Genomic DNA, 23,187 nt, shown 5'->3' with positions numbered 1-23,187 from the left:
GAGCAAGGGCGTGCCCGGTGCCAGCAGCAACACGGCCGCACCGGCACCGACCAATGCCGGAATGCCGAGAGCCCGGGCGACGATGGCGCTGTGGGCCGTGGCGCCGCCACGGGCGGTGAGAATGCCGGCGACCCGGGCTGGGTCAAGACGCGCCACGTCCGAGGGGCCGACTTCGTCCATCACCAGGATGTAGGGTTGCTCCGGTTCGTTCGGCGTTTCAATGCCACAGAGCTGCGCCAATACCCGGCGACCGATATCGCGCAAATCGGCGGCGCGCTCGGCGAGCAAAGCATCCTGCAAGGATTCCTGTTGCCGGGCAGCTGCTTCGATCACCGACATCCATGCTGCTTCGGCGCTTTCGCCCTGTTTGAGGCGAGTGTCGACTTCGTCGGTCAATTCCGGGTCGTCGAGCATTTCCTGGTGGGTGACGAAAATCTCCCGAATCGCCTTGGCCTTGCCGCGCTCGATCAATCCCTGAATGTCGCTGCGCACCTGCGCCAGCGCTTGTCTTAGACGTTCACGCTCAATGGCGGCGGACTCACCGCGCAGCGGGTAATCGATGGCTTGCTGCACCTGAATATGTGCCGGGCCGATAGCGATGCCGGGGGCGGCGGCGATGGCCTGCACCACACTGCCGGACGCCGGGGCGAGCAACACTTGGGCGATGTCGGCGACGATTTCACTTGGCTGGCTGAACACGGGCAACGGCTCGACTTCTTCGCCGAGACCTTCTTCGATGGCCGCCAACAAGGCTGGCAACGCATCGGCGGCGATGCTCGGTTCGGCGATGATTTCCAGCACCTGACCGCGACGGGCACCGAGGCTGAGCAGCTTGCTCAAGCTCTTGACCGACACAGCGCTGTCCTGACCATCGACGAGACGGATGCGAATCTCGCCTTCAAAACTTTTCGCCAGTTGCGCGAGGATTTTTGCCGGCCGAGCATGCAAGCCGTGGGCGTTGGCCAGGGTGATCCGGGCGCTCGGCCAGTCCGCCGGCAGTTCCCCGCCGAGCACTTCAAGCACTGCGCGGCAACTGGTGGCGCGGCCCAGTTCATGTCCACGGCCCTCGATCAGCAAGGCGCACAGGCGTTCGAGCAAGGCTTGATGGGCCTCGCCCAGACTGGCCAGGCAAAACAGCCCGCTCAACGGTTGACCGAGGTAACGCAGCGGTTTGTCCGGGGTGACGAAGGCCAGTCCCGGGCGCTTGACGGTTTGCTCGCTGTGCAGCCACCACAGGCCATCGCCCAGGGGCAGTGCCTCGACCTGCTGCAACACCGCGGAAAATCCGCTGCTGACGCAGTCGGCCTGGCGCAGCAAACGCGCGCCGCGCCACACCAGTTCTTCGAAATCTTCGGCAGCGACACCCAGGCCGATCATCTGTGCATCCAGCGCCAACTCCTGTGGCGCGCCTTGCAGCAGTTTGAGCAGCGCTTGGGCGGAACTGGCGCGGCGCAAGGCCTGACCCAGGTCGGTTTCACCCAGGGCGCGGGTGAGCAATTGCAGCAAGCGCAGGTGCTCATCGGATTTGGCGGCGATGCCAATCGCCAGGTACACGATCTGCCCGTCGCCCCAGTCCACACCCTCGGGGAACTGCATCAGGCGCACGCCGGTGGTGAACACCTGATCGCGGGTTTGCGGCGTACCGTGGGGAATGGCAATACCCTGACCGAGAAAGGTCGAGCCCTGGGCTTCGCGTGCCTGCAGGCCAGCGAGATACCCCTCGGCGACCAGACCATCGGCAACCAGGTGCCGGGCCAGCATCTGCAACGCCTCGGACTTATCCACAGCCGACTGGCCAATGGATATCTGCTCTACGGTGAGCTCGAGCATGCTTTCTCCTTTTTGGCGCCCTTGGGCACCAGGTATTGTTTTGGAAGATTCAGCTTAGGCAATGTTCTTTCGACAGCGTTTGGCAGTTTCGCGGCAGAACTGACCAAAGGCACCCATAATGTAGAAAATACGCCTGCTGAAACGTTTAATCTAGCAGGATTGGCACGTTACTCGATAATCTCGAACTCTTGAAGTCCAATTGTCGGATGCGCCGCGTCACGGGTCGACTGCCGGAATCGGTTAGGATTGACCAAACTGTCTGGCTGCTCGAACAAAACAAGGAAACAACGGGTTGAAACTCAGTGATATTGCCCAGTTGGCCGGTGTGTCCGTGACCACCGCCAGCTATGTCATCAATGGCAAGGCCGAACAGCAACGCATCAGCAGCGCAACCGTCGAGCGCGTACGCGCAGTGGTGGAGCAGCATGGCTTTACGCCAAATCCACAGGCCGCCGGACTGCGCAGTCGTCATACCCGGACCCTGGGATTCATTTTGCCGGACCTGGAAAACCCCAGTTACGCGCGAATCGCCAAATTGCTGGAACAGGGTGCGCGGGCTCGCGGCTATCAGTTGCTGATCGCCAGTTCCGACGATGCGCCAGACAGCGAGCGGCAATTGCTGCAACTGTTCCGCGCCCGGCGCTGTGACGCGCTGATCGTCGCCAGTTGCCTGCCCGCCGGCGACGACAACTATCGCCAGTTGCAGGCCAAAGGCATTCCGATCATCGCCATCGACCGGGTCATGGAGCCGGAGCATTTCTGTTCGGTGATCAGCGATGACCGCGAAGCCAGCCTGCAGTTGACCCGCAGCCTGCTCGACCCGCTGCCCAAACAGATTGCCCTGATCGGTGCCCGCCCCGAGCTGAGCATCAGCCAGGAACGGGCCGCTGGGTTCAGGGAAGCTCTGGCCGGCTACAAGGGCGAAGTGCTGATCGAGCATGGCGAATCCTTCAGTCGCGAATGCGGCAAGCAATTGATGGAAGAACTACTGCAGCGCGTAGGGCATTTACCCGAGGCGCTGGTGACCACGTCCTACGTGCTGCTTCAAGGCGTGTTCGATGCCTTGCATGACTTCCCGCTGAAAAACCGCCCGCTGCGCCTCGGCACCTTCGGCGATACACAGTTGCTGGACTTCCTGCCCTTGCCGGTCAATGCCATGGCCCAGCAGCACCAATTGATCGCCGACAAGGCCCTGGCCCTGGCCCTGGCGGCCATCGAGCAGTCCGATTACCAACCCGGCGTGCAGGCCATCGCCCGCACCTTCAAGCAGCGTATCCGCCAGGATTGAACCGTGGAATTGATCGACACCCACACCCACCTGGACTTCCCCGACTTCGACGCCGATCGTCAGGCGCTGATGAGCGAAAGCCGCGCCCTCGGGGTGCGTCGAATGGTGGTGCTGGGGGTTTATCAAGGGAATTGGCAGCGGGTCTGGGCGCTGGTGCAAAACGATCCCGACCTGCATGTCGCCCTCGGCTTGCACCCGGTGTACCTGGAGGATCACAGGCCCGAACACCTGATCGAACTGGGTGACTGGCTGACGCGGCTGAGCGGTCATCGGCAACTGTGTGCGGTGGGCGAAATCGGCCTGGACTACTTCATCGAAACCCTCGACCGCGAACGCCAGCAGGCGCTGTTTGACGCGCAATTGCAGATGGCGGTGGACTTCAACCTGCCAGCGCTGATCCATGTGCGGCGCAGCCATGCGGCGGTGATTGCAACGCTCAAACGCTTCAAATTGAAACGGGCCGGCATCATCCACGCCTTCGCCGGCAGCCGCGAAGAAGCCCGGGAATATATCAAGCTGGGTTTCAAGCTCGGTCTGGGCGGCGCCGCCACCTGGCCCCAGGCCCTGCGCATGCATCGCGTGCTGGCCGAGTTGCCGTTGGAAGCGGTGGTGCTGGAAACCGACGCACCGGACATGGCACCCGCCATGTTTGCTGGCCAACGCAACAGCCCGGCGCACCTGCCGGCGATTTGTGAGGCGTTGGCGGGGATCATGGGGGTAGCGCCGCAACAGTTGGCGGCCGTGAGCACAGCCAACGCTTGTGAGCTGTTCAACTGGTAATTACTGATCCCACCCATCCATTTTGGGAGCGGGCTTGCTCGCGAAAGCGCTGTGTCAGTCAACGATGATGTCGACGGATGTACCGCTTTCGCGAGCAAGCCCGCTCCCACACTTTGCGGCGGTGGCTGTTATACCCGGAACGCGCTGATCAATTGCTTGAGCTCCACCACCTGCATCGACAACGCTCGGCTGGCATCTTCGGTCTGGTGCGCGCCTTCGGCGGTGCGCTCGCCGGCGCGGTTGATCTCGACGATGTTCTGGTCGATGTCATGGGCCACGGCGGTTTGCTGCTCCACCGCTGCAGCGATCTGTTGGTTCTGGTCGACGATCATGCCCACCGCGCCGAGGATATTCTCCAACGCCTGCTGAACCTTCTCCGATTGTCCCACGGTACCGTTGGCCATCTCATGGCTGACACCCATCGCCTTCACCGCAGCGCCCACACCGCCGTGGAGCCTGGTGATCATCTGTTCGATTTCTTCGGTTGATTGCTGGGTACGCTTGGCCAGCGTGCGCACCTCGTCCGCCACCACCGCAAAGCCACGCCCCTGCTCACCGGCCCGCGCCGCTTCGATAGCGGCATTGAGCGCCAGCAGGTTGGTCTGTTCGGCAATGCTCTTGATCACTTCCAGTACCCGGCTGATGGACTGGCTGTCGCTGGCCAGCTGATTGATCACCCGCACCGACTCATCGATCTCGCCAGCCAGTGCGGCGATGCTGCCCTGCTGCGACGCCACCAGGCCACGGCCGCTGATGGTTTCGTCGTTGACGCTGTGGGCGCTGCTGACCGCTGCCGCGGCACTGCGCGCGACCTCCAGGGACGTGGCGGACATCTGATTCATCGCCGTGGCCACCTGCTCGATCTGCGTGCGTTGCCCGGCCACGGCCAGATTGCTTTGCGCGGAAACATTTTCCACTTGCCCGGCCTGACGCTCGACCTCACTGACGGTCTGCCCCACCCGCTCGATCAGGTCATGGATTTTCTTCACGGTGCCGTTGAACACTTCGCCCAGTTCGCCCAGCTCATCGCGACTGTGGGCACTGAAAGTCACGGTCATGTCGCCGGCCGCGACTTTATCCATCACGCCGCCAAGGCGTTTGAGCGTGGTGCGGGTCGAGGCGTAAAAACCGCCGTACAGATAGAAAATCAGAATAAACACCACCGACAGCGCCACGGCTTGCAGGATCATGTGGGTGCGGTTCTGCTCCAGGCGCTGCTGCAACTGAGTGCCGAGAAACTTCAGGGTCGATTCGTTGAGCTGATGGGTCTGGTCGATCAGGCCGGTGGCCTGGTCGTAGAAGGACTGCCATGGCGTGTCCAGGGTGTCGGCCATCACCACGTTTTCTTCGAACAACTCACTGGCCTTCTTCAATGACGCCTTGCTGCTGTCGGCCTGCACAGACAGGGCATCCCGAGCGGCGGTGCTGGAGGCCAGGGCGTCCTGCAGTTTCAGAGCGTATTCGCCCTGGAGCTTTTCAATTTGAGCCAGCAACTCATCGAATCGGCTGCTCGATGCCGAGTTGAGAAAGCCCTGCCCCAGCGAAGCCGAACCCATCGCCCGGCCCTCCCCCAGAACCTGCGTAATACGCGGTGTCACGGTGGTGGCCAGTTCACTGAGCTGGCGCATGTCGCTTTGATTGTCGCGGCTCAAGCCGGCCTGGCTGGCGATGATCTGGCTGAAAATCTGCGCGCTGCCGACCAGTTTGCCGATCAGGGCGCTTTTGCTTTGCAGCGACTTTTCCGCTTGCTGCGCCTTGAACGCTGCGATCATTTCATCGCGCTTGGTATCGAACAGGGCGATCTGCTCCGGATCGCTGCTCATCGCCGTCAGTCCTTGCAGCCGCGCCAGCACGCTTTGTTCCAGCGTATTGATCTGCGACTCGATATTGCCGGCCTTGCCCGACTGACCGAGGGCGACGTTGATCTGCACAAGATTGTTCAGGGTTTCCAGGTCACGACGAAGCGTCAGGCTGCTGCCCAGAAGGTCGAGGCTTTGCAGTTCGACCCGGGTGCCTTGAAATTCGCGATAGGAATCACGCACCAGATAGAAGTTGGTCACCAGCATCGGAATCAGGAACAGGACACTGATCAGGCTGAACTTCATGCCGAAGCTCAGGCGGTTCATCAATGCAATGGCGGGATAGAGCAAGCTCTTCACTGGAAGTCTCCCTTTGATTTCTTATTTTTATTGGCAGGCGCGACCAGGCAGCAGATAGCCACTATCGGGCGCTATCTCTGTATAGCGTAAATTGGGGAGGGGTTTTGTAACTTAAGGTTAACGCAATGGGGCGGCTGCGCCGCCCGACGCAAGCAAGCTCCCTCGCCACAGAGAGCTCGACAGCGATTGCTGTTGACTACGCAAGGACCGTCCACAACGCAAAACCCGCGTACCAGAGCACCGCGGACCGCAGCAGCAGCTCCCAGATCCGGTCAAGGTTGTTGATGCCGTCGGGGCCGACCACCGGGGTCGGGATTTCGGCGGCTACGCGGCCGACGTTTTCGATCAATTGCGCGGCGCTGATGTTCCAGTTAAGCAACTCGTGCAACATCACTCGGCTGACCGCGACGAAGTTGCCAACCAAGGCAAAACTGGCCGCCAGCAAGCGCACCGGAATCCAGTCAAAGGCGTGCCGCAGCTGACCGGCGCGTTCGACCACCGCCGGGTTCTGCCCGTGCTCTTCAGCCAGGGCCAGCAGTCGATAGCTCAACGCCGCGACCGGCCCCAGCAGGAAGTACCAGAAAATCACTGCAAAAAAGCTCTGGTAGGCTTCCCACAACAAGTGCGCTTCGACCCGCTCCAGCAACTGCTCACCACTGTCGGCGCAGATGTCGAGATCACGCTTGGCGACATGGGCCGCCGCCTGCAGGTCTTCCCGACGCCAGGCATCGCGGAACGGGCCGAGCCCGCCCAACAGATCACCACGCCCCAGGCTGTAGATCACCACCAGCAGGTGCACCGGCAATGCCAACAGACCGTAAGCCACCGGATCCAGCACCCACAACAGCAGCGCCAGCAGCGCGACCGGCAGCAACACCAGCACGATCAGTACCAGCCATGGGCTTTGCGCCATGCGCGGGCTGGATTCCAGTTTGTGCAACTCGCGAACCCAACCGCCATCTCGCTGAACCTGGTGGCGCAGGGCCGAGAACTTCTCGATCCACACCGCCAGCAGCAACACCAGAAAACTCATTGTTGTTCCTCTTTTTCCGAAGCGGCTTCGCTCAGGGCCGCACGGTAGCGCGCCCAATCGAATGCCGGCCCCGGATCGGTCTTGCGTCCCGGGGCAATGTCGCTATGCCCGCAGATCCGCTGGGGGGTGATGGCCGTGAAAACGCTTTGCAACTGCCGCGTCAGGGCAGTCAAGGCGTGGTACTGGGCATCGGTGAACGGCAGATCATCCGTGCCCTCCAACTCGATGCCCACGGAAAAATCGTTACAGGTTTCCCGCCCCTCGAAACTCGACACCCCGGCGTGCCAGGCGCGCTCCAGGCAAGAAACAAACTGGGTAACGGCCCCGTCACGCTCGATCAGAAAGTGCGCGGAGACACGCAGGTCGGCAATCCCCTCAAAGTAAGGGTGCTCCGTGACATCCAGGCGATTCTGGAAAAATTCCTGCACCTTGCCGGTGGCGAATTGCGCCGGCGGCAGGCTGATGTTGTGGATCACCAGCAGGGAAATTTCGCCCGTAGGGCGCGCATTGAAGTTGGGCGAGGGGCACAAACGCACGTCCTGACACCAACCGCTCGCGGGGTCCAACTGCATACCAATTCCTTCAACGACGACTGTGTTGGTGCCCAGTATGCCGTGACAGGGCCCCGGGACGCGATCAATTGCCGCGATCGAGGTGCAACAGCCAGTCGTCGGTACTCGGCAAATCGACCGTCTCGAGCACTTCGGGTGGGTCTGGCTGGGCGCTGTCCGGCTCCGGCTCAAACAACTGAACGTGCAAAGCCTCCAGCTCGGAGAAAAATTTACTGGTGGCAAACGGATCGAAGGCCGAGCCATTCAATCCCTCGCGCAGGGACTTGAGCAGATTCGGCACCAACGCCAACAGACGCGCAGGGGCCTCAGGCTCTGCATGGCGCTGAACGCTCCAGATCAACTGCGCAAGGGTCTGCACCGCGTCGTGCCACTGCGCCGATTGATCGCCATGCTTGAGGAAGGTCAGCAGCAGTACCTTGCTCCAGGTCTGGAGCACGAAATCCGTCACGGTTCTCGGCAAGCGCTTGCCGACCAGTGCCTGGTCCACCTCGTCATGGACACGGCGGCAGGCCAGGGCGATTTGCGCGCGATCTTCTTCGGCATCGAGGGTGCGATGCTCCAGCCATTGCTCAAACGTATGGTCAGGCATCGCAGGCCCGGCGGCGGGCACATTATCGACGATCCGGGGGGCTGGCAGTGGCTTGAGGTCGGGCAGCACGCCAGTGGCGATCAGCAGTTGGTTGGCTTCAGCGTAGAGTTGACCGGTACCACTGAGCACATAGCGTTCGAACAGCTTAAGCAGGATCAGCTTCACCTTGATCTCTACCCCCAGGTTGCGCCCGGCCTGCAGGAAATACCCGCAGAGCATCGTCGGTCCCATGGGGTTATGCCGCTCCATCAGTGACCTGCTCAGCAACGTACTGAAGCGGGCGGTGAGCTGGTCGAGGGCGAAACCATCGCGGTTCAGCACCTTGTTGACCATGTCCTCCACCGCCACCCTGCGCTCTCGATCGTTATCGGCCAACGGCGCACAGGCGACCTGGGGCAGCATCGTGTGAATGGCGCGGTACTGGGTGAGGCGGATGAATGCGTCGAAAAATTGTTCGAAGAAGTATCGCTCGATGCTTTTGCGCTTCAAGCGCAGGTCGCGCATGGCCTGGAAGACCGTATTGTGCTCGACGTCATCACAGGTGCCGTCGGCCATTTCGAAGAGGGCGTCGTCAGCGTTGTCGAACAGCGCCTGCAACCCTTGACGCAGCTGTTGCGCGGCCTTGTCGCGAACCTGAAGCAGAATCACGGGCAGGCGGGCGAGCGGCGAGTGAAACGCTTGATTGGCAGTGACCTTGCGCCAAGGCACCAGAGTCCCGTCGTTGTGCATCCAGCCTCCCGTAACGGTGATTCCAAACTCGTCAAAGCTATGACGTCAATCCATGGTCGAATTATCTTGTAAAAGACCACCTCTGCGCCAGAAGACTCTGCAATGGCTGCTCGCAAGACCTCGCATATGCACCGGGAATCGACCAAAGGCGGGATCCAGAGCCATGGGAACCCTTCGGATGCCTTGGGTTGCCCGGCGCCCTGCCCCTATAATCGGGCCACTTTGTTTGTGGAGCTCGTTATGCCGAATCTACGTCTCGCCGATTTGACCGCCGAAATCGAAGCCAACGTGCGCCGCGCGTTGCTTGAAGATATCGGCAGCGGCGACATCACCGCGCAACTGATCCCGGCCGAACGCCTGGCCAAAGCCACTATCATCACCCGCGACGCGGCCGTCATTTGCGGTACGGCATGGGTGGACAACGTGTTTCGGCAACTGGACCCGCGGGTTGCGGTGCATTGGCAGGTCGCCGATGGCGAGCGGGTCAAGCCCGATCAGGCGCTGTTCCACCTCGAAGGCCCGGCCCGGTCGCTGCTGACCGGCGAGCGCAGTGCGCTGAACTTCCTGCAACTGTTGTCCGGCGTGGCCACTCGCGCGCAGCATCTGGCCGACTTCGTGGCCACGACTCAGGTCAAGCTGCTCGACACCCGCAAGACCTTGCCGGGGCTGCGTCTGGCACAAAAGTACGCCGTGACCTGTGGCGGTTGCCATAACCATCGCATCGGCCTGTACGACGCTTTCCTGATCAAGGAAAACCATATCGCCGCGTGCGGAGGCATTTCCCAGGCCGTTGCCGCCGCACACAGGATTGCGCCGGGCAAACCGGTGGAGATCGAAGTGGAAAGTCTGGAGGAGTTGAAAGAGGCCCTGGCGGCCGGTGCCGATATCATCATGCTTGACGAACTGAGCCTGGATGACATGCGCGAGGCGGTGCGCCTGAACGCTGGCAAGGCCAAGCTGGAAGCCAGCGGCGGGATCAACGAGAACACATTGCTGCCGATCGCCGAAACCGGTGTGGATTACATCTCGATCGGTGCGATGACCAAGGATGTGAAGGCGGTGGACCTGTCGATGCGGCTGAGCCTGTGATCCGCTTGTAGGAGACGGACTTGCCGGCGATGGCGATCTCAGGGTCGCTATCGCCGGCAAGCCTGGCTACTACAAGTGATTCAAACCACCAGATTGTTCATCTCGCAGTATTCTTCCCATTCAACACCCAACACCTCGGCGGCCTCTTTGTGCAACTTAAGACGCTCTACCTCGAACTCTTCCGGGGTGGTGGTGTACTTGAGCGTCAATTCCCATGGCTGCAGGCCCTGGGCCTCCGCTTCGTCCTCGAACGCCCACTGGATCTGGTCTTTCTGATCATCCGGACTCAGGTCCTTGATCTCTTCCAGCAACTCGGGGGCATCCAGTACATATTTTGCGAGCGCTTGCTCGTGTCGGGCTTGCTGACTCAATTCTTTTACGGTCATGGTGTTCTCGCTGATCGTGGGAATGGAAGATGGATGTGGATCATCAAGGATCTCTCTGACGCAAAAAACCGTTTGCAGTGCGGTTTGTCTGGCCTTCAGAACCATTCGTGGATCATCTGAAAACTGCTGGGCGACGCTCAGGCAGGCTCCGAATATAGGATGTTTGTCGGACGATTTACACGACTCTTTACATCATTCCCACAAAAATCGCCGCGACCGGCCGGGTCGGTCGGGAACATAAGTCAAATGACCAAGTCATAGCGATGTGCCATATGGCACTTCACACGGATCACTAGCGATGCGTAGTTTTTCGAAGCTTTCGTCTGCACTGCCGGCCACCGCAATCACTGCACTGCTGGGTATTCTGGCGCTACCGGGAACGGCACTGGCCGGTATTGAACTGAGCAGCAGCTACTCGTCTGCCAGCGGCAAAGTGACTGCCGTTCAGAATGAATACGGCAAAGATGTCCTGGTCAAGACCGATGTCGAAGTCAGCGACCTGAAGGCGATGCAAACCACCCTGAACAATCAAGCGCGGGAGATCGAAGAACTCAAGCGCAGCAGTGGCTCAAGCTCCAGTTCCAGCAGCAAGGAAATCGACCAGCTCAAGCGTACCGTTCAGGAGCAGGAGCGCGACCTGGCAAGTCTCGGCAAACAGATTGAAGAGTTGAAGCGAAACAACGGCTCCAGTTCGAGCTCCAGCAACAGCGAGATTTCGAACCTCAAGCGCGAGCTCAGTGATCAGGATCGCGAAATGGACCAGCTCAAGCGCACCGTTGAAGAGTTGAGCAGAAAGGTGAAGTAATAGGGGGGATGGTGCCCGAGACAGGAATCGAACCTGCGACCTTCGCGTTACGAGTGCGCTGCTCTACCGACTGAGCTACACGGGCGATGGGCTAAACCTAGCATCGCGAAGCGATACCGGCAACTTTGACAGCGTCCAGGTTTTACTCAAACAAAAAAAGGCCCCGTCGTTTTCACGACGGGGCCTTTTTCATAACGTTGGAGCGGTCAGGCTTGGGGTTGATTAAACGCCCGAAGCCTTGGCTGCTGCTACGTCTTTGATGGACAGCTTGATACGGCCGCGGTTGTCCACGTCCAGTACCAGCACTTCCACTTCCTGGCCTTCTTTCAGGATGTCGGTCACTTTCTCAACGCGAGCGTCGCTCAACATGGAGATGTGCACCAGACCGTCCTTGCCAGGCAGGATGTTGACGAATGCGCCGAAGTCGACGATGCGCTCAACCTTGCCGACGTAGATCTTGCCGATCTCGGCTTCTGCGGTGATGCCCAGAACGCGCTGACGTGCCGCTTCAGCCGCTTCCTTGGTTTCGCCGAAGATCTTGATCGAACCGTCGTCTTCGATGTCGATCGAAGCCTTGGTTTCTTCACAGATCGCACGGATGGTCGCGCCGCCTTTACCGATGACATCACGGATTTTGTCGGTATCGATCTTCATCGCGATCATGGTCGGGGCGTTGGCCGACAGTTCGGTACGCGACTGGCCGATGATCTGGTTCATCTGACCGAGGATGTTCAGGCGCGCTTCCAGGGCTTGGCCCAGGGCGATTTCCATGATCTCTTCGGTGATGCCCTTGATCTTGATGTCCATCTGCAGCGCGGTCACACCTTTGGCGGTACCGGCTACCTTGAAGTCCATGTCGCCCAGGTGGTCTTCGTCGCCCAGGATGTCGGTCAGGACAGCGAACTTCTCGCCCTCTTTAACCAGACCCATGGCGATACCGGCGACCGGCGCCTTCATCGGCACACCAGCGTCCATCAATGCCAGGGAAGCACCGCAAACGGAAGCCATGGAGCTGGAACCGTTGGATTCGGTGATTTCCGACACAACACGGATGGTGTACGGGAACACGTCAGCAGCAGGCAGCATGGCCTGAACCGAACGACGAGCCAGACGGCCGTGACCGATTTCGCGACGACCGGCGCCACCCATGCGGCCACACTCGCCCACCGAGAACGGAGGGAAGTTGTAGTGCAGCATGAACGGGTCTTTTTTCTCGCCTTCCAGGGTGTCCAGCAGTTGTGCGTCACGGGCGGTGCCCAGGGTCGCGACTACCAGAGCCTGGGTTTCACCACGGGTGAACAGCGCCGAACCGTGAGTCTTGGGCAGAACACCAACTTCGATGTTCAGCGGACGTACGGTGCGAGTGTCGCGGCCGTCGATGCGTGGCTTGCCGTTAACGATGTTTTCGCGAACGGTGCGGTATTCGATTTCACCGAAAGCGGCTTTGACGTCGGCAGCGGATGGCTGGCCTTCTTCGCCGGACAGTTTGGCAACCACTTGATCCTTCAACTCGCCCAGGCGAGCGTAACGATCGGCCTTGACGGTGATGGTGTAAGCCTGGGAGATCGCTTCGCCGAACTCGGCGCGGATGGCACCCAGCAGCTCGGTGGCTTCGGCTTGCGGAGCCCAGGTCCAGGTTGGCTTGGCAGCTTCTGCGGCCAGCTCTTTGACGGCCTGGATCACAGCCTGGAACTCGTCGTGGGCGAACAGCACGGCGCCCAGCATCTGGTCTTCGGTCAGCTCTTTGGCTTCCGATTCAACCATCAGAACGGCTTCGGAGGTACCGGCAACGACCATGTCCAGGCTCGAGGCAGCCAGTTGCTCGTAGGTCGGGTTCAGCAGGTAGCCGGTGCTTTCGTGGAAAGCGACGCGGGCAGCGCCGATCGGACCATCGAAAGGAATGCCGGAGATGGCCAGCGCAGCCGAGGTACCGATCATCGCAGCGATGTCCGGATCGGTCTTCTTGCTGGTGGAAACGACGGTGCAGACAACCTGCACTTCGTTCATGAAGCCTTCAGGGAACAGTGGACGGATCGGACGGTCGATCAGTCGGGAAGTCAGGGTTTCTTTCTCGGAAGGACGGCCTTCGCGCTTGAAGAAACCGCCAGGGATCTTACCGGCAGCGTAAGTCTTTTCCTGGTAGTGAACAGACAGAGGGAAAAAGCCCTTGCCTGGATCGGCTTGCTTGGCGCCGACTACGGTCACCAATACGCTGACGTCGTCGTCAACGGTGACCAATACTGCGCCGGAGGCCTGACGGGCGATACGGCCAGTCTCGAGGGTGACGGTCGACTGACCGAACTGGAATTTTTTGATTACCGGGTTCACGGTGTCCTACCTTCTTTTGTGGCTCTTGGGGAAACGGGTTTCTTGCGAAATTCTTGGGCAACGTCGGGAATCGGCCCGAGCGGATTGTCCTGGTGCTACCGGGTGACGCTTGGGTAAATCGATATCCAGATAAAACTTGAGGCTGGGAGCCTGCCATGCGCCGGCGGAAACCCGCTGACGCACGACAGACAACCAACCTCTAGCGCAATCGCTTATTAGCGACGCAGACCCAGGCGAGCGATCAGAGCGCTGTAACGGCTCACGTCCTTACCTTTCAGGTAGTCCAGCAGCTTGCGACGCTGGTTTACCATGCGGATCAGACCACGACGGGAGTGGTGATCTTTACCGTTGGCCTTGAAGTGACCTTGCAGTTTGTTGATGTTGTGGGTCAGCAGTGCAACCTGCACTTCTGGCGAACCAGTGTCACCAACAGCTTGCTGGTAGTCAGCAACGATTTGAGCTTTTTCTTGAACGTCGAGAGCCATGAGGCAATCCTTTTATCAGGAAACTGTTTCAAGGAAACAGTTTCAACAGGCCAGGGACAAATCCCTGTATCTAAAAATGAGTAGTGACCGTGCCTGTTGACAGCCACCCTCGTCCGGTCATTCTGACCGAATCAGTCGACGCGGCGCGATACGCCCGTCTTCGCTCACTTCACCGATACCGATGAAGCGACCATTGTGATCCTGTACCCGTACCATGCCGAACTTCGGAGCATCCGGTGCACGTACCGGCTGGCCGTTGAGCCAGTAGAACGCGCTCGCTTCCGAGAACTGCAGCAGTGGCCAATCCAGCAGGCCGCTGTCCGATGGCATCAGGAAACGGTCGACCGCTTCATTGCCGCCCTCGGCATGTACTGCTTCCAGCTCTTCGAGCGTGACAGTCTGCGCCAGCGTGAAAGGCCCGGCCTGGGTGCGTCGCAGTTCTGCAACGTAAGCGCCACAACCGAGCTGTTCACCAATATCCTCGACCAGGGTGCGGATATAGGTGCCTTTGCTGCAATCCACCGCAAGCCGCGCAGTATCACCCTCAAAGGCCAGCAATTCCAAGCGCGCAATAGTAACAGAACGCGGTTCGCGCTCCACTACTTCGCCAGCACGGGCCAGCTTGTACAGCGGTTGACCATCACGCTTGAGAGCCGAGTACATCGGTGGTATCTGACTGATTTGCCCACGAAATCTGGGTAACGCAGCTTCGATATCGGAGCGACAAACGGTCACCGGGCGCTCCTGCAAAACCTCACCCTCGGCGTCCGCCGTGGTGGTGGTCTTACCCAGTTGCGCCAGTGTTTCGTAACCCTTGTCCGAATCGAGCAGGTATTGCGAGAACTTGGTGGCCTCGCCAAAACACAAAGGCAATACGCCAGTGGCCAGCGGATCGAGACTGCCAGTGTGCCCAGCCTTCTCGGCGTTGAGCAGCCAGCGGACCTTCTGCAGTGCCGCGTTGGAGGTGAACCCCAGCGGTTTATCCAGAAGGATGATGCCGCTGACGTTACGACGGATACGTTTGACCTGAGCCACCGGTTACTCCTTGGTGTCTTCGGCTTCTGCCGCAACCGGATGCTGGTTGTCTTCAGCCACCGCGCGCTCGATCAGGGCCGACAGATGCGCACCGCGTACGACGCTTTCGTCGTAGTGGAAGTGCAACTGTGGAACGCTGCGCAGCTTCATCTCGCGAGCCAGCTGCATGCGCAGGAAGCCAGCGGCAGAGTTGAGCACCTTGATGCTTTGTGCAATTTCTTCGCTGCTGTCCTGCCCCATCACCGTGATGAAGATCTTGGCGTGACCGACGTCACGGCTGACTTCAACAGCGGTAATGGTGACCAGGCCGACGCGCGGATCTTTGACTTCACGACGGATCAGCTGTGCCAGCTCGCGCTGCATCTGATCGCCGATACGTTGGGTACGGCTGTATTCTTTTGCCATGTCTTGTTACCTGTTACTGCCCCACGGTGAAACCCGAAGGGTCTGAAAGCGGCAAACGCCCGGCCTGACAAAAGCCAGACCGGGCGTTGCGTTTAGAGTCCTGACGCGTTGCCGCGCATCTGCATGCGGCGGCTTGGCGTGGCCCTTGAAGTGCGCGAGTTAGAGACTGCGAGCAACCTGAACCTTCTCGAAGACTTCGATCTTGTCACCGACTTTGACGTCGTTGTAGCTCTTCACGCCGATACCGCATTCCATGCCGGCACGTACTTCGGAAGCGTCATCCTTGAAGCGGCGCAGGGATTCCAGCTCGCCTTCGAAGATAACGATGTCTTCACGCAGTACACGGATTGGACGGTTACGGTGAACAACACCTTCGATAACCATGCAACCTGCGATCGCGCCAAACTTCGGCGAACGGAACACGTCACGCACTTCGGCCACACCCAGGATGTTCTCGCGAACATCGCTGCCGAGCATGCCGGTCAGGGCTTTCTTGACGTCTTCGATGATGTCGTAGATCACGTTGTAGTAACGCATATCCAGACCTTCCTGCTCGACGATCTTGCGAGCGCCGGCATCGGCACGCACGTTGAAGCCGAACAGAACAGCGTTGGAGGCCAGTGCCAGGTTGGCGTCGGACTCGGTGATACCACCGACACCGCCACCGACCACGCGCACTTGCACTTCGTCGTTACCCAGGCCGTTCAAGGCACCGTTCAACGCTTCCAGCGAACCACGGACATCGGATTTGAGGACGATGTTGAGCGTCTTCTTCTCTTCCTGACCCATGCTTTCGAAGATGTTTTCCAGCTTGCCTGCGTGAGCACGAGCCAGTTTGACTTCGCGGAACTTGCCTTGACGGAACAGAGCCACTTCACGGGCTTTCTTCTCGTCGGCAACCACGCTCATCTCGTCGCCAGCGTCCGGGGTACCGTCCAGGCCGAGGATCTCGACAGGGATGGCAGGACCGGCTTCCTTGATTGGCTTGCCGTTCTCGTCGAGCATGGCGCGAACGCGGCCATAGTTCGAACCGACCAGAACCATGTCGCCCTGACGCAGGGTACCGTCCTGAACCAGAACGGTAGCCACCGGACCACGGCCCTTGTCCAGACGCGATTCAACCACGACGCCACGACCAGGAGCCGACGGCGTTGCGGTCAACTCCAGAACTTCGGCTTGCAGCAGAACGGCTTCGAGCAGTTCATCGACACCGGTACCCATCTTGGCCGAAACCGGTACGAAAGGAGTGTCGCCACCCCACTCTTCCGACGTCACGCCATGTACCGACAGCTCGCTACGAATGCGATCGAGGTCAGCACCTGGCTTGTCGATCTTGTTCACAGCGACAACCAGCGGAACACCAGCAGCCTGAGCATGCTGAACAGCTTCGATGGTTTGCGGCATTACGCCGTCGTCCGCTGCAACCACCAGGATCACGATGTCGGTCGCCTTGGCACCACGGGCACGCATCGCGGTGAACGCGGCGTGACCTGGGGTGTCGAGGAACGTCACCATGCCACGGTCGGTTTCAACGTGGTAGGCACCGATGTGCTGGGTAATACCACCGGCTTCGCCAGCAGCCACCTTGGCACGACGGATGTAGTCGAGCAGGGAAGTCTTACCGTGGTCAACGTGGCCCATCACGGTCACGACCGGCGCACGGGCAACTGCCTCGCCTTCGAACTTCAGGGACTCGGCCAGGGAATCTTCCAAAGCGGTGTCGCTGACCAGGGTCACTTTGTGGCCCAGTTCTTCGGCTACCAGTTGAGCAGTTTCCTGATCGAGCACCTGGTTGATGGTCGCTGGAGTACCCAGTTTGAACATGAACTTGATGATTTCAGCAGCCTTGACCGACATCTGCTGGGCCAGATCGCCCACAGTGATGGTCTCGCCGATCTTCACTTCACGCACGACAGGGCCGGTTGGGCTCTGGAAACCGTGCGCGTTGCGTTTCTTCAGCTTGGCCTTGCCGCGACCACCACGACGGAAGCCATCGCTCTCTTCGTCGGTAGTACGTGGGGCAACCCGTGGAGCAGGCGCCTTTTCCTTGACCGAAGCACGATGCGGAGCGTTCTTGCGCTCGCCATCGCCGCCACCGCGACGATTGTTGTCGTCGGCACGTGGCTTGTCCGGACGGCGTGGTTCGTCACGCTTGCGAGCGTCCGCCGCAGGTGCCGGAGCAGCTGCCACAACCGGCGCGCTTTCGCGAACAGGTTCGGCCACTGCAGCAGGCGCTGCAACAGGTTCGGCTGGAGCGGTCGGCGCAGCAGCAGGCTGACGACGCGCTTCTTCTTCGGCGCGACGCTTGGCTTCTTCTTCAGCCTTCTGACGGGCAGCATTTTCTACTGCGCGACGTTCATCCAGTTCACGCTTGCGCTCGGCTTCGATTTCTTCCGGGCTGCGCTGTACGAAGACTTTCTTCTTGCGTACTTCAACGCTGATGCTTTTGCTGCCAGCAACACGCAGGGTGCTGGTGGTTTTACGCTGCAGCGTAATCTTGCGTGGTTCTTCCACTTTCGCCTTGTGGCTGCTCTTCAAGTGAGTCAGCAAGGATTGCTTCTCACTGTCAGTCACATGTTCTTCGGCGGCGGTGTGCGGCAGACCTGCCTCACGCATCTGCTGCAACAGGCGCTCTACCGGTGTTTTGACCTCATCGGCCAGTTGTTTCACCGTGACTTGCGTCATGCACTTCTCTCCTCAGGCCGCGCCTAATTACTCGAACCAGTGGGCTCGGGCGGCCATGATCAACTTGCCGGCACGATCATCGTCAATGCCGTCGATGTCGAGCAGATCGTCAATAGACTGCTCGGCCAGGTCTTCGCGGGTAATTACGCCGCGCACCGCCAGTTCCATCGCCAAATCCTTGTCCATACCCTCAAGCGAGAGCAGGTCTTCGGCCGGATGGGCGTCTGCCAGCTTTTCCTCAGTAGCGATGGCTTTGGTCAACAAACGATCCTTGGCACGAGCGCGAAGCTCGTTGACGATGTCTTCGTCAAAGCCGTCGATGTTGAGCATTTCTTCCAACGGTACGTAGGCAATCTCTTCCAGGCTGGTAAAGCCTTCATCTACCAGCACCTGTGCCAGTTCTTCGTCGACTTCCAGCTCGTCGATGAAGTTGCGCAGGATGTCGCCGGTTTCTGCTTGCTGCTTAGCCTGGATGTCCGATTCGGTCATCACGTTCAGAGTCCAGCCAGTCAATTGGCTGGCCAGACGCACGTTCTGACCACCGCGACCGATGGCCTGAGCCAGATTGTCTGCGCCAACGGCGATGTCCATGGCATGGGCATCTTCGTCAACGATAATTGCCGCAACCTCTGCCGGGGACATGGCATTGATCACGAACTGAGCCGGGTTGTCGTCCCACAGAACGATATCAACACGCTCACCGCCCAGCTCGCCCGACACTGCCTGTACACGCGAACCGCGCATACCAATGCAAGCGCCTTGCGGGTCGATGCGTTTGTCCTTGGATCGAACGGCGATCTTGGCACGGGATCCCGGGTCACGGGACGCAGCCATCACTTCGATCAGGCCCTCGGCAATCTCCGGCACTTCGATGCGGAACAGCTCGATCAGCATTTCCGGCGCGGTACGCGACAGGATCAGCTGTGGGCCGCGGTTCTCGGTGCGGATTTCCTTGAGCAGCGCACGCAGGCGCACGCCAACACGGAAGGTTTCGCGAGAAATGATGTCTTCACGGGCCAGCAACGCTTCGGCGTTGTTGCCCAGATCGACGATCACGTTGTCGCGGGTCACTTTCTTCACGGTGCCAGAGATGATTTCACCCAGGCGTTCGCGGTAAGCGTCAACCACCTGGGCGCGCTCGGCTTCGCGAACTTTCTGCACGATGACTTGCTTGGCAGTCTGTGCAGCGATGCGACCAAATTCGATGGACTCGATCTTTTCTTCGACTACGTCGCCAACCTTGGCGCCAGGGTGCGTTTCAGCAACCTTGCTCGGCCAGGTTTCGATGGCCGGATCGTCCAGATCATCTTCTTCTACGACCGTCCAGCGACGGAATGTCTCGTAGGAACCGGTGTGGCGATTGATTTCCACACGCAGATCAACTTCGTCTTCAAAACGCTTTTTGGTGGCAGTGGCCAGAGCCAGCTCCAGCGCTTCAAAAATCACGTTTGCCGGTACGCCCTTTTCATTGGATACCGACTCAACAACCAGCAGTACTTCTTTGCTCATCGTACGCCTCGCCTTTCGCAAGCCATTGGATCCGCGGGATCCGCGTCTCAGTCAAAACTGGGAATAATGTTGGCCTTGTCGATCATATCGATCGGCAACAGGAACTCATGGTCTTCTACCTGCACCACGACGTCCTGCTCTTCTACACCGCGCAGAAGGCCCTGAAAGTTGCGTCGTCCTTCAAAAGGCGAGCGCAGCTTGATCTTCACTTGTTCACCGGCAAATTTTGCAAACTGCTCAAGAGTGAACAGCGGGCGTTCCATGCCAGGCGAGGAAACTTCAAGGGTGTATTCAACGGAGATTGGATCTTCAACATCCAGGACACCGCTGATCTGACGGCTTACGATGGCGCAATCGTCCACCAGCACACCGCCCTCTTTATCGATATAAACGCGCAACATTGAGTGGCGACCTTGAGCCGAAAACTCAATACCCCAGCATTCATAGCCTAGGGCCACGACCACCGGGGCCAGCAAGGCCTGCAACTCTTCTAGCTTGCTCGACACCTGAACCCCCTAGTGCATGTATGTGCATGCTATGCAAAATAAAAAAATGGGCGAAACGCCCATCCTTGAAACGCCGTCGAACAGCGGCGTTGAAAGTGTCCAGCTAACAAAAAGCCCCTTAAAAGGGGCTCCTTAAACTGGTTGCGGGGGCCGGATTTGAACCGACGACCTTCGGGTTATGAGCCCGACGAGCTACCAGACTGCTCCACCCCGCGACAAAGCTGGGGCGGAAGTATACGACCGATCCCCTACAGGGTCAATGTAACCTTCCACCTGCAAGAAAGCCCGCAACAGCGGGCTCTCCTGACTAATTGGTACCGAGAAGGGGACTCGAACCCCTACACCCTATGGGCACAACCACCTCAAGGTTGCGTGTCTACCAATTCCACCACCTCGGCAATACTACGTTTGAAACCCTTCTTACTTCTGCCCTTGAGCTGGAGGTACGTCAGTCGCTGGAGTAGCCGACTTTTGCTCTTGAAGCACCGGGACATCGTCAGAAGCCGGTTGTTGCTTTGGAACTTCCAACACCGCTGGATTTGGCAAACCTACTTGAGTCAGCTGGTGAGCTTTCTCTTTAGCAAAGTAACCTAACCCCAAGCTGGTTATGAAGAAACCTGCGGCAAGTATAGCAGTAAACTTACTAAGAAAGGTAGAGGAACCTTGGCTTCCGAACACAGTATTTGAAGCACCTGCTCCGAAAGACGCGCCAGCATCCGCACCTTTACCCTGCTGCAGCAATACCAAGGCAACTACGCCCAATGCACCCAGCAGATGAAAAACGACTACGACTGTTTCCAGCATTTTTTCAGTTTCCCGCGGCGCGACAGATCGCACCGAACTCATCTGCATTCAGGGAAGCCCCACCAATGAGGCCCCCATCGATATCCGGCATGCCGAACAGTTCGACCGCATTGGCCGCCTTCACGCTGCCGCCGTATAGAAGCCGCACACCTTGCGCGACTTCAGAATTTTTTTCCGCCAACTGAGCACGGATGGCTGCATGCACATCCTGCGCCTGTTGCGGTGAAGCAGTCAGCCCGGTTCCAATGGCCCAGACCGGCTCGTAAGCGATTACTGCCCTTGCAAACACGTCGACACCCAACTCGTCGATGACGCTGCCCAACTGACGCGAGACAACCTCAAGCGTTTGGCCGGCTTCGCGCTGCTCCAGGGTTTCCCCCACGCACAGCACCGGAATCAAGCCACTTGCCTGTGCCGCCGCAAACTTGCGAACAAGCATACCGTCCTGCTCACCCATGATCTGGCGACGTTCGGAATGCCCGACAAGTACCAGGGAACAACCTGCATCCACCAACTGACTCGGCGCAACTTCGCCTGTCAATGCGCCTTGCATGGATTCCACCGCAGAGTTTTGCGCGCCGACCGAAATCAGCTTGCCTTCCAGGCCATCAATCACTTGATTGATATGCAAGCAAGGCGGGAATACCGCTACATCGACACCGCTCGGCAAGGCCAAGTCACGAAGGCCGTTGATCAGCTCAGCGACGCTGGCGCGGGTACCGTGCATCTTCCAGTTACCAGCTACCATAGGGCGACGCATGCTGTACCTCGTCGGTCAAAGTGGGCGCAGATGTTACCCAACACAATCATGGCTGGCAAGCCGAAATCAGGCAGAAACTTCAGTAACCAGCTTTGCCAGTTCTTCGGCGTAGCCGCGAACCTGTGTTTCGTCTTCACCTTCGACCATCACACGCACCAGCGGCTCTGTTCCAGACTTGCGCAACAACACACGCCCGCGACCCGCCATGGCTTTGGTTACGCGCTCACTGGCCTCCTTGACCGACGGGTGATCGAGGGGGCTTGCACCGCCACCGAAACGCACGTTGATCAGCACTTGAGGGCATTTGCGCAACGCCTGTCGAGCCTGAGCCAGGCCTTCGGAGCGGGTTTTGAGCGCCATCAACACCTGCAATGCAGCAATGATCGCATCGCCCGTCGTGGTGTGATTGAAGCAAACAATATGACCGGAGTTTTCCCCACCCACCAGCCAGTTGCGCTCAAGCAGGTCAGCAATCACATAACGGTCGCCAACATTGGCGCGCACGAATGGAATTGCCAGGTCTGCCAGGGCCAATTCCAGCCCCAGGTTGCTCATCAGCGTACCGACCACACCACCTTGCAGCTTGTTACGCTCATGCAGATCGCGCGCGATGATGTACAGCAACTCGTCGCCATCGACGATTGCGCCGGTGTGATCAACCATCAGAACCCGGTCGCCGTCACCGTCGAATGCAATACCCAGATCGGCATGCTCAGCCAGAACGGCTGCCTGCAGTTGCCCCATATGGGTCGAACCGCAATTATCGTTGATGTTCAAGCCATTGGGCTGCGCGGACAGAACCACGACATCGGCACCCAGTTCACGGAATACGCTAGGCGCGACCTTGTAAGTCGCACCATGGGCACAGTCGAGCACGACTTTGAGGCCCGAGAAGCTGGTACCGGTCGGCACACTGCTTTTACAGAATTCGATATAACGGCCGGAGGCGTCGTTGATTCGCGACACCTTGCCGATCTTGCTCGACTCAACCACCGTCATCGGCGTGTCCAGCAACTCTTCGATCATCTGCTCGACTTCATCCGGGAGCTTGGTGCCCTTGCCGGAAAAGAACTTGATGCCATTATCATCATGCGGATTGTGCGAAGCACTGATTACGATACCGGCTTCAGCATGAAAAGTACGCGTCAGATAGGCGATGGCCGGGGTTGGCATAGGTCCGAGAAGCATGACGTCAGCACCGGCGGAAGTGAGTCCGGCTTCAAGTGCCGATTCAAACATGTATCCGGAAATTCGAGTGTCCTTGCCCACCAGCACCTTGCAGGCGCCCATCTTGCGGAACGCCATACCGGCGGCCCAGCCGAGCTTGAGCATGAAATCAGGGGTAATCGGGTATTCGCCCACTCGGCCGCGAATGCCATCAGTACCAAAATATTTCCTAGCCATAAACGC

19 protein-coding genes, 3 tRNA genes and 1 pseudogene are annotated in these 23,187 nt (G+C 59.2%); 4 read left to right on the top strand and 19 right to left on the bottom strand.

The features are described 5' to 3' along the window. A partial coding sequence (fruB, locus tag B0W55_RS13245; protein WP_139340910.1) for a fused PTS fructose transporter subunit IIA/HPr protein occupies window positions 1-1,830 on the bottom strand: 1,830 nt, incomplete at its 3' end. Window positions 1,831-2,122: 292 nt separating this feature from the next. Between fruB and cra the strand changes: the two genes are divergently transcribed. Together cra and B0W55_RS13235 are read left to right on the top strand one after the other, a co-directional pair. Continuing rightward, window positions 2,123-3,118 carry a catabolite repressor/activator gene (gene cra, locus B0W55_RS13240; protein ID WP_077046431.1) on the top strand — a complete coding sequence of 332 codons (996 nt, stop codon included), beginning with the start codon at window positions 2,123-2,125 and terminating at the stop codon, window positions 3,116-3,118. Window positions 3,119-3,121: 3 nt separating this feature from the next. Further along, window positions 3,122-3,898 (top strand): TatD family hydrolase, encoded by a 777-nt coding sequence (locus B0W55_RS13235; RefSeq protein WP_077046430.1) that lies wholly within the window; start codon window positions 3,122-3,124, stop codon window positions 3,896-3,898. A 128-nt stretch (window positions 3,899-4,026) separates the two neighbouring features. On the opposite strand, the gene B0W55_RS31555 is transcribed toward B0W55_RS13235, so the two are convergent. From B0W55_RS31555 to B0W55_RS13215, 4 genes and pseudogenes are all read right to left on the bottom strand, one after another. Then, window positions 4,027-4,731: a methyl-accepting chemotaxis protein gene (locus B0W55_RS31555; protein WP_371807267.1), complete on the bottom strand. Its 705-nt coding sequence runs from the start codon at window positions 4,729-4,731 to the stop codon at window positions 4,027-4,029. A 1,522-nt stretch (window positions 4,732-6,253) separates the two neighbouring features. Further along, the gene (gene ampE / locus B0W55_RS13225) at window positions 6,254-7,090 is read right to left on the bottom strand and encodes a regulatory signaling modulator protein AmpE (RefSeq protein ID WP_077046428.1); all 837 of its coding nucleotides are present in this window, start codon (window positions 7,088-7,090) and stop codon (window positions 6,254-6,256) included. After that, window positions 7,087-7,662, bottom strand: a complete 576-nt coding sequence (gene ampD / locus B0W55_RS13220) for a 1,6-anhydro-N-acetylmuramyl-L-alanine amidase AmpD (protein ID WP_077046427.1) — start codon at window positions 7,660-7,662, stop codon at window positions 7,087-7,089. The genes ampE and ampD overlap by 4 nt, the downstream gene beginning before the upstream one ends. Before the next feature lie 154 nt (window positions 7,663-7,816). Then, window positions 7,817-8,980: pseudogene (locus tag B0W55_RS13215) on the bottom strand (DUF1631 family protein); the annotation flags it as partial. Between the two features lie 240 nt (window positions 8,981-9,220). Between B0W55_RS13215 and nadC the strand changes: the two are divergent. Next, window positions 9,221-10,069 (top strand): carboxylating nicotinate-nucleotide diphosphorylase, encoded by an 849-nt coding sequence (gene nadC, locus B0W55_RS13210; RefSeq protein WP_077046425.1) that lies wholly within the window; start codon window positions 9,221-9,223, stop codon window positions 10,067-10,069. Between the two features lie 80 nt (window positions 10,070-10,149). Here the strand turns inward: nadC and B0W55_RS13205 are convergent, their stop codons facing one another. Beyond that, the gene (locus tag B0W55_RS13205) at window positions 10,150-10,455 is read right to left on the bottom strand and encodes a DUF6388 family protein (protein ID WP_077046433.1); all 306 of its coding nucleotides are present in this window, start codon (window positions 10,453-10,455) and stop codon (window positions 10,150-10,152) included. A 298-nt stretch (window positions 10,456-10,753) separates the two neighbouring features. Between B0W55_RS13205 and B0W55_RS13200 the strand changes: the two genes are divergently transcribed. Beyond that, window positions 10,754-11,260: a hypothetical protein gene (locus tag B0W55_RS13200; RefSeq protein WP_077046424.1), complete on the top strand. Its 507-nt coding sequence runs from the start codon at window positions 10,754-10,756 to the stop codon at window positions 11,258-11,260. A 9-nt stretch (window positions 11,261-11,269) separates the two neighbouring features. Here B0W55_RS13200 and B0W55_RS13195 read toward each other — a convergent pair. From B0W55_RS13195 to glmM, 13 genes are all read right to left on the bottom strand, one after another. After that, a tRNA-Thr gene (locus tag B0W55_RS13195) sits at window positions 11,270-11,345 on the bottom strand. 137 nt (window positions 11,346-11,482) lie between these two features. Further along, window positions 11,483-13,588 carry a polyribonucleotide nucleotidyltransferase gene (gene pnp / locus B0W55_RS13190; RefSeq protein ID WP_008018779.1) on the bottom strand — a complete coding sequence of 702 codons (2,106 nt, stop codon included), beginning with the start codon at window positions 13,586-13,588 and terminating at the stop codon, window positions 11,483-11,485. Window positions 13,589-13,803: 215 nt separating this feature from the next. Beyond that, entirely contained in the window at window positions 13,804-14,073 is a 270-nt protein-coding gene (gene rpsO / locus B0W55_RS13185) for a 30S ribosomal protein S15 (RefSeq protein ID WP_003197723.1), read from the bottom strand. Between the two features lie 117 nt (window positions 14,074-14,190). Then, entirely contained in the window at window positions 14,191-15,108 is a 918-nt protein-coding gene (gene truB / locus B0W55_RS13180) for a tRNA pseudouridine(55) synthase TruB (RefSeq protein ID WP_077046423.1), read from the bottom strand. Window positions 15,109-15,111: 3 nt separating this feature from the next. Then, window positions 15,112-15,513, bottom strand: coding sequence for a 30S ribosome-binding factor RbfA (gene rbfA, locus B0W55_RS13175; RefSeq protein WP_060541203.1), 402 nt, complete (start codon window positions 15,511-15,513; stop codon window positions 15,112-15,114). Between the two features lie 159 nt (window positions 15,514-15,672). Continuing rightward, window positions 15,673-18,198: a translation initiation factor IF-2 gene (infB, locus tag B0W55_RS13170; protein WP_077046422.1), complete on the bottom strand. Its 2,526-nt coding sequence runs from the start codon at window positions 18,196-18,198 to the stop codon at window positions 15,673-15,675. A gap of 27 nt (window positions 18,199-18,225) precedes the next feature. Next, the gene (nusA, locus tag B0W55_RS13165) at window positions 18,226-19,707 is read right to left on the bottom strand and encodes a transcription termination factor NusA (RefSeq protein ID WP_077046421.1); all 1,482 of its coding nucleotides are present in this window, start codon (window positions 19,705-19,707) and stop codon (window positions 18,226-18,228) included. A gap of 47 nt (window positions 19,708-19,754) precedes the next feature. Beyond that, window positions 19,755-20,213 (bottom strand): ribosome maturation factor RimP, encoded by a 459-nt coding sequence (gene rimP / locus B0W55_RS13160; protein WP_007973115.1) that lies wholly within the window; start codon window positions 20,211-20,213, stop codon window positions 19,755-19,757. A gap of 138 nt (window positions 20,214-20,351) precedes the next feature. Then, window positions 20,352-20,428: transfer RNA gene (locus tag B0W55_RS13155), tRNA-Met, on the bottom strand. 97 nt (window positions 20,429-20,525) lie between these two features. Continuing rightward, window positions 20,526-20,611, bottom strand: a tRNA-Leu gene (locus B0W55_RS13150). 22 nt (window positions 20,612-20,633) lie between these two features. Continuing rightward, window positions 20,634-21,017 (bottom strand): preprotein translocase subunit SecG, encoded by a 384-nt coding sequence (gene secG, locus B0W55_RS13145; protein ID WP_077046420.1) that lies wholly within the window; start codon window positions 21,015-21,017, stop codon window positions 20,634-20,636. 4 nt (window positions 21,018-21,021) lie between these two features. Then, the gene (tpiA, locus tag B0W55_RS13140; RefSeq protein WP_077046419.1) at window positions 21,022-21,777 is read right to left on the bottom strand and encodes a triose-phosphate isomerase; all 756 of its coding nucleotides are present in this window, start codon (window positions 21,775-21,777) and stop codon (window positions 21,022-21,024) included. A gap of 66 nt (window positions 21,778-21,843) precedes the next feature. Beyond that, entirely contained in the window at window positions 21,844-23,181 is a 1,338-nt protein-coding gene (gene glmM, locus B0W55_RS13135; RefSeq protein ID WP_077046418.1) for a phosphoglucosamine mutase, read from the bottom strand. Window positions 23,182-23,187 lie beyond the last annotated feature (6 nt).

The sequence above is a fragment of the Pseudomonas sp. KK4 genome (assembly GCF_001984065.1).
Classification (GTDB): Bacteria; Pseudomonadota; Gammaproteobacteria; order Pseudomonadales; family Pseudomonadaceae; genus Aquipseudomonas.
The sequence above is the reverse complement of the archived record's forward strand: the minus strand, read 5'-3'. Positions and strand labels throughout refer to the sequence as shown.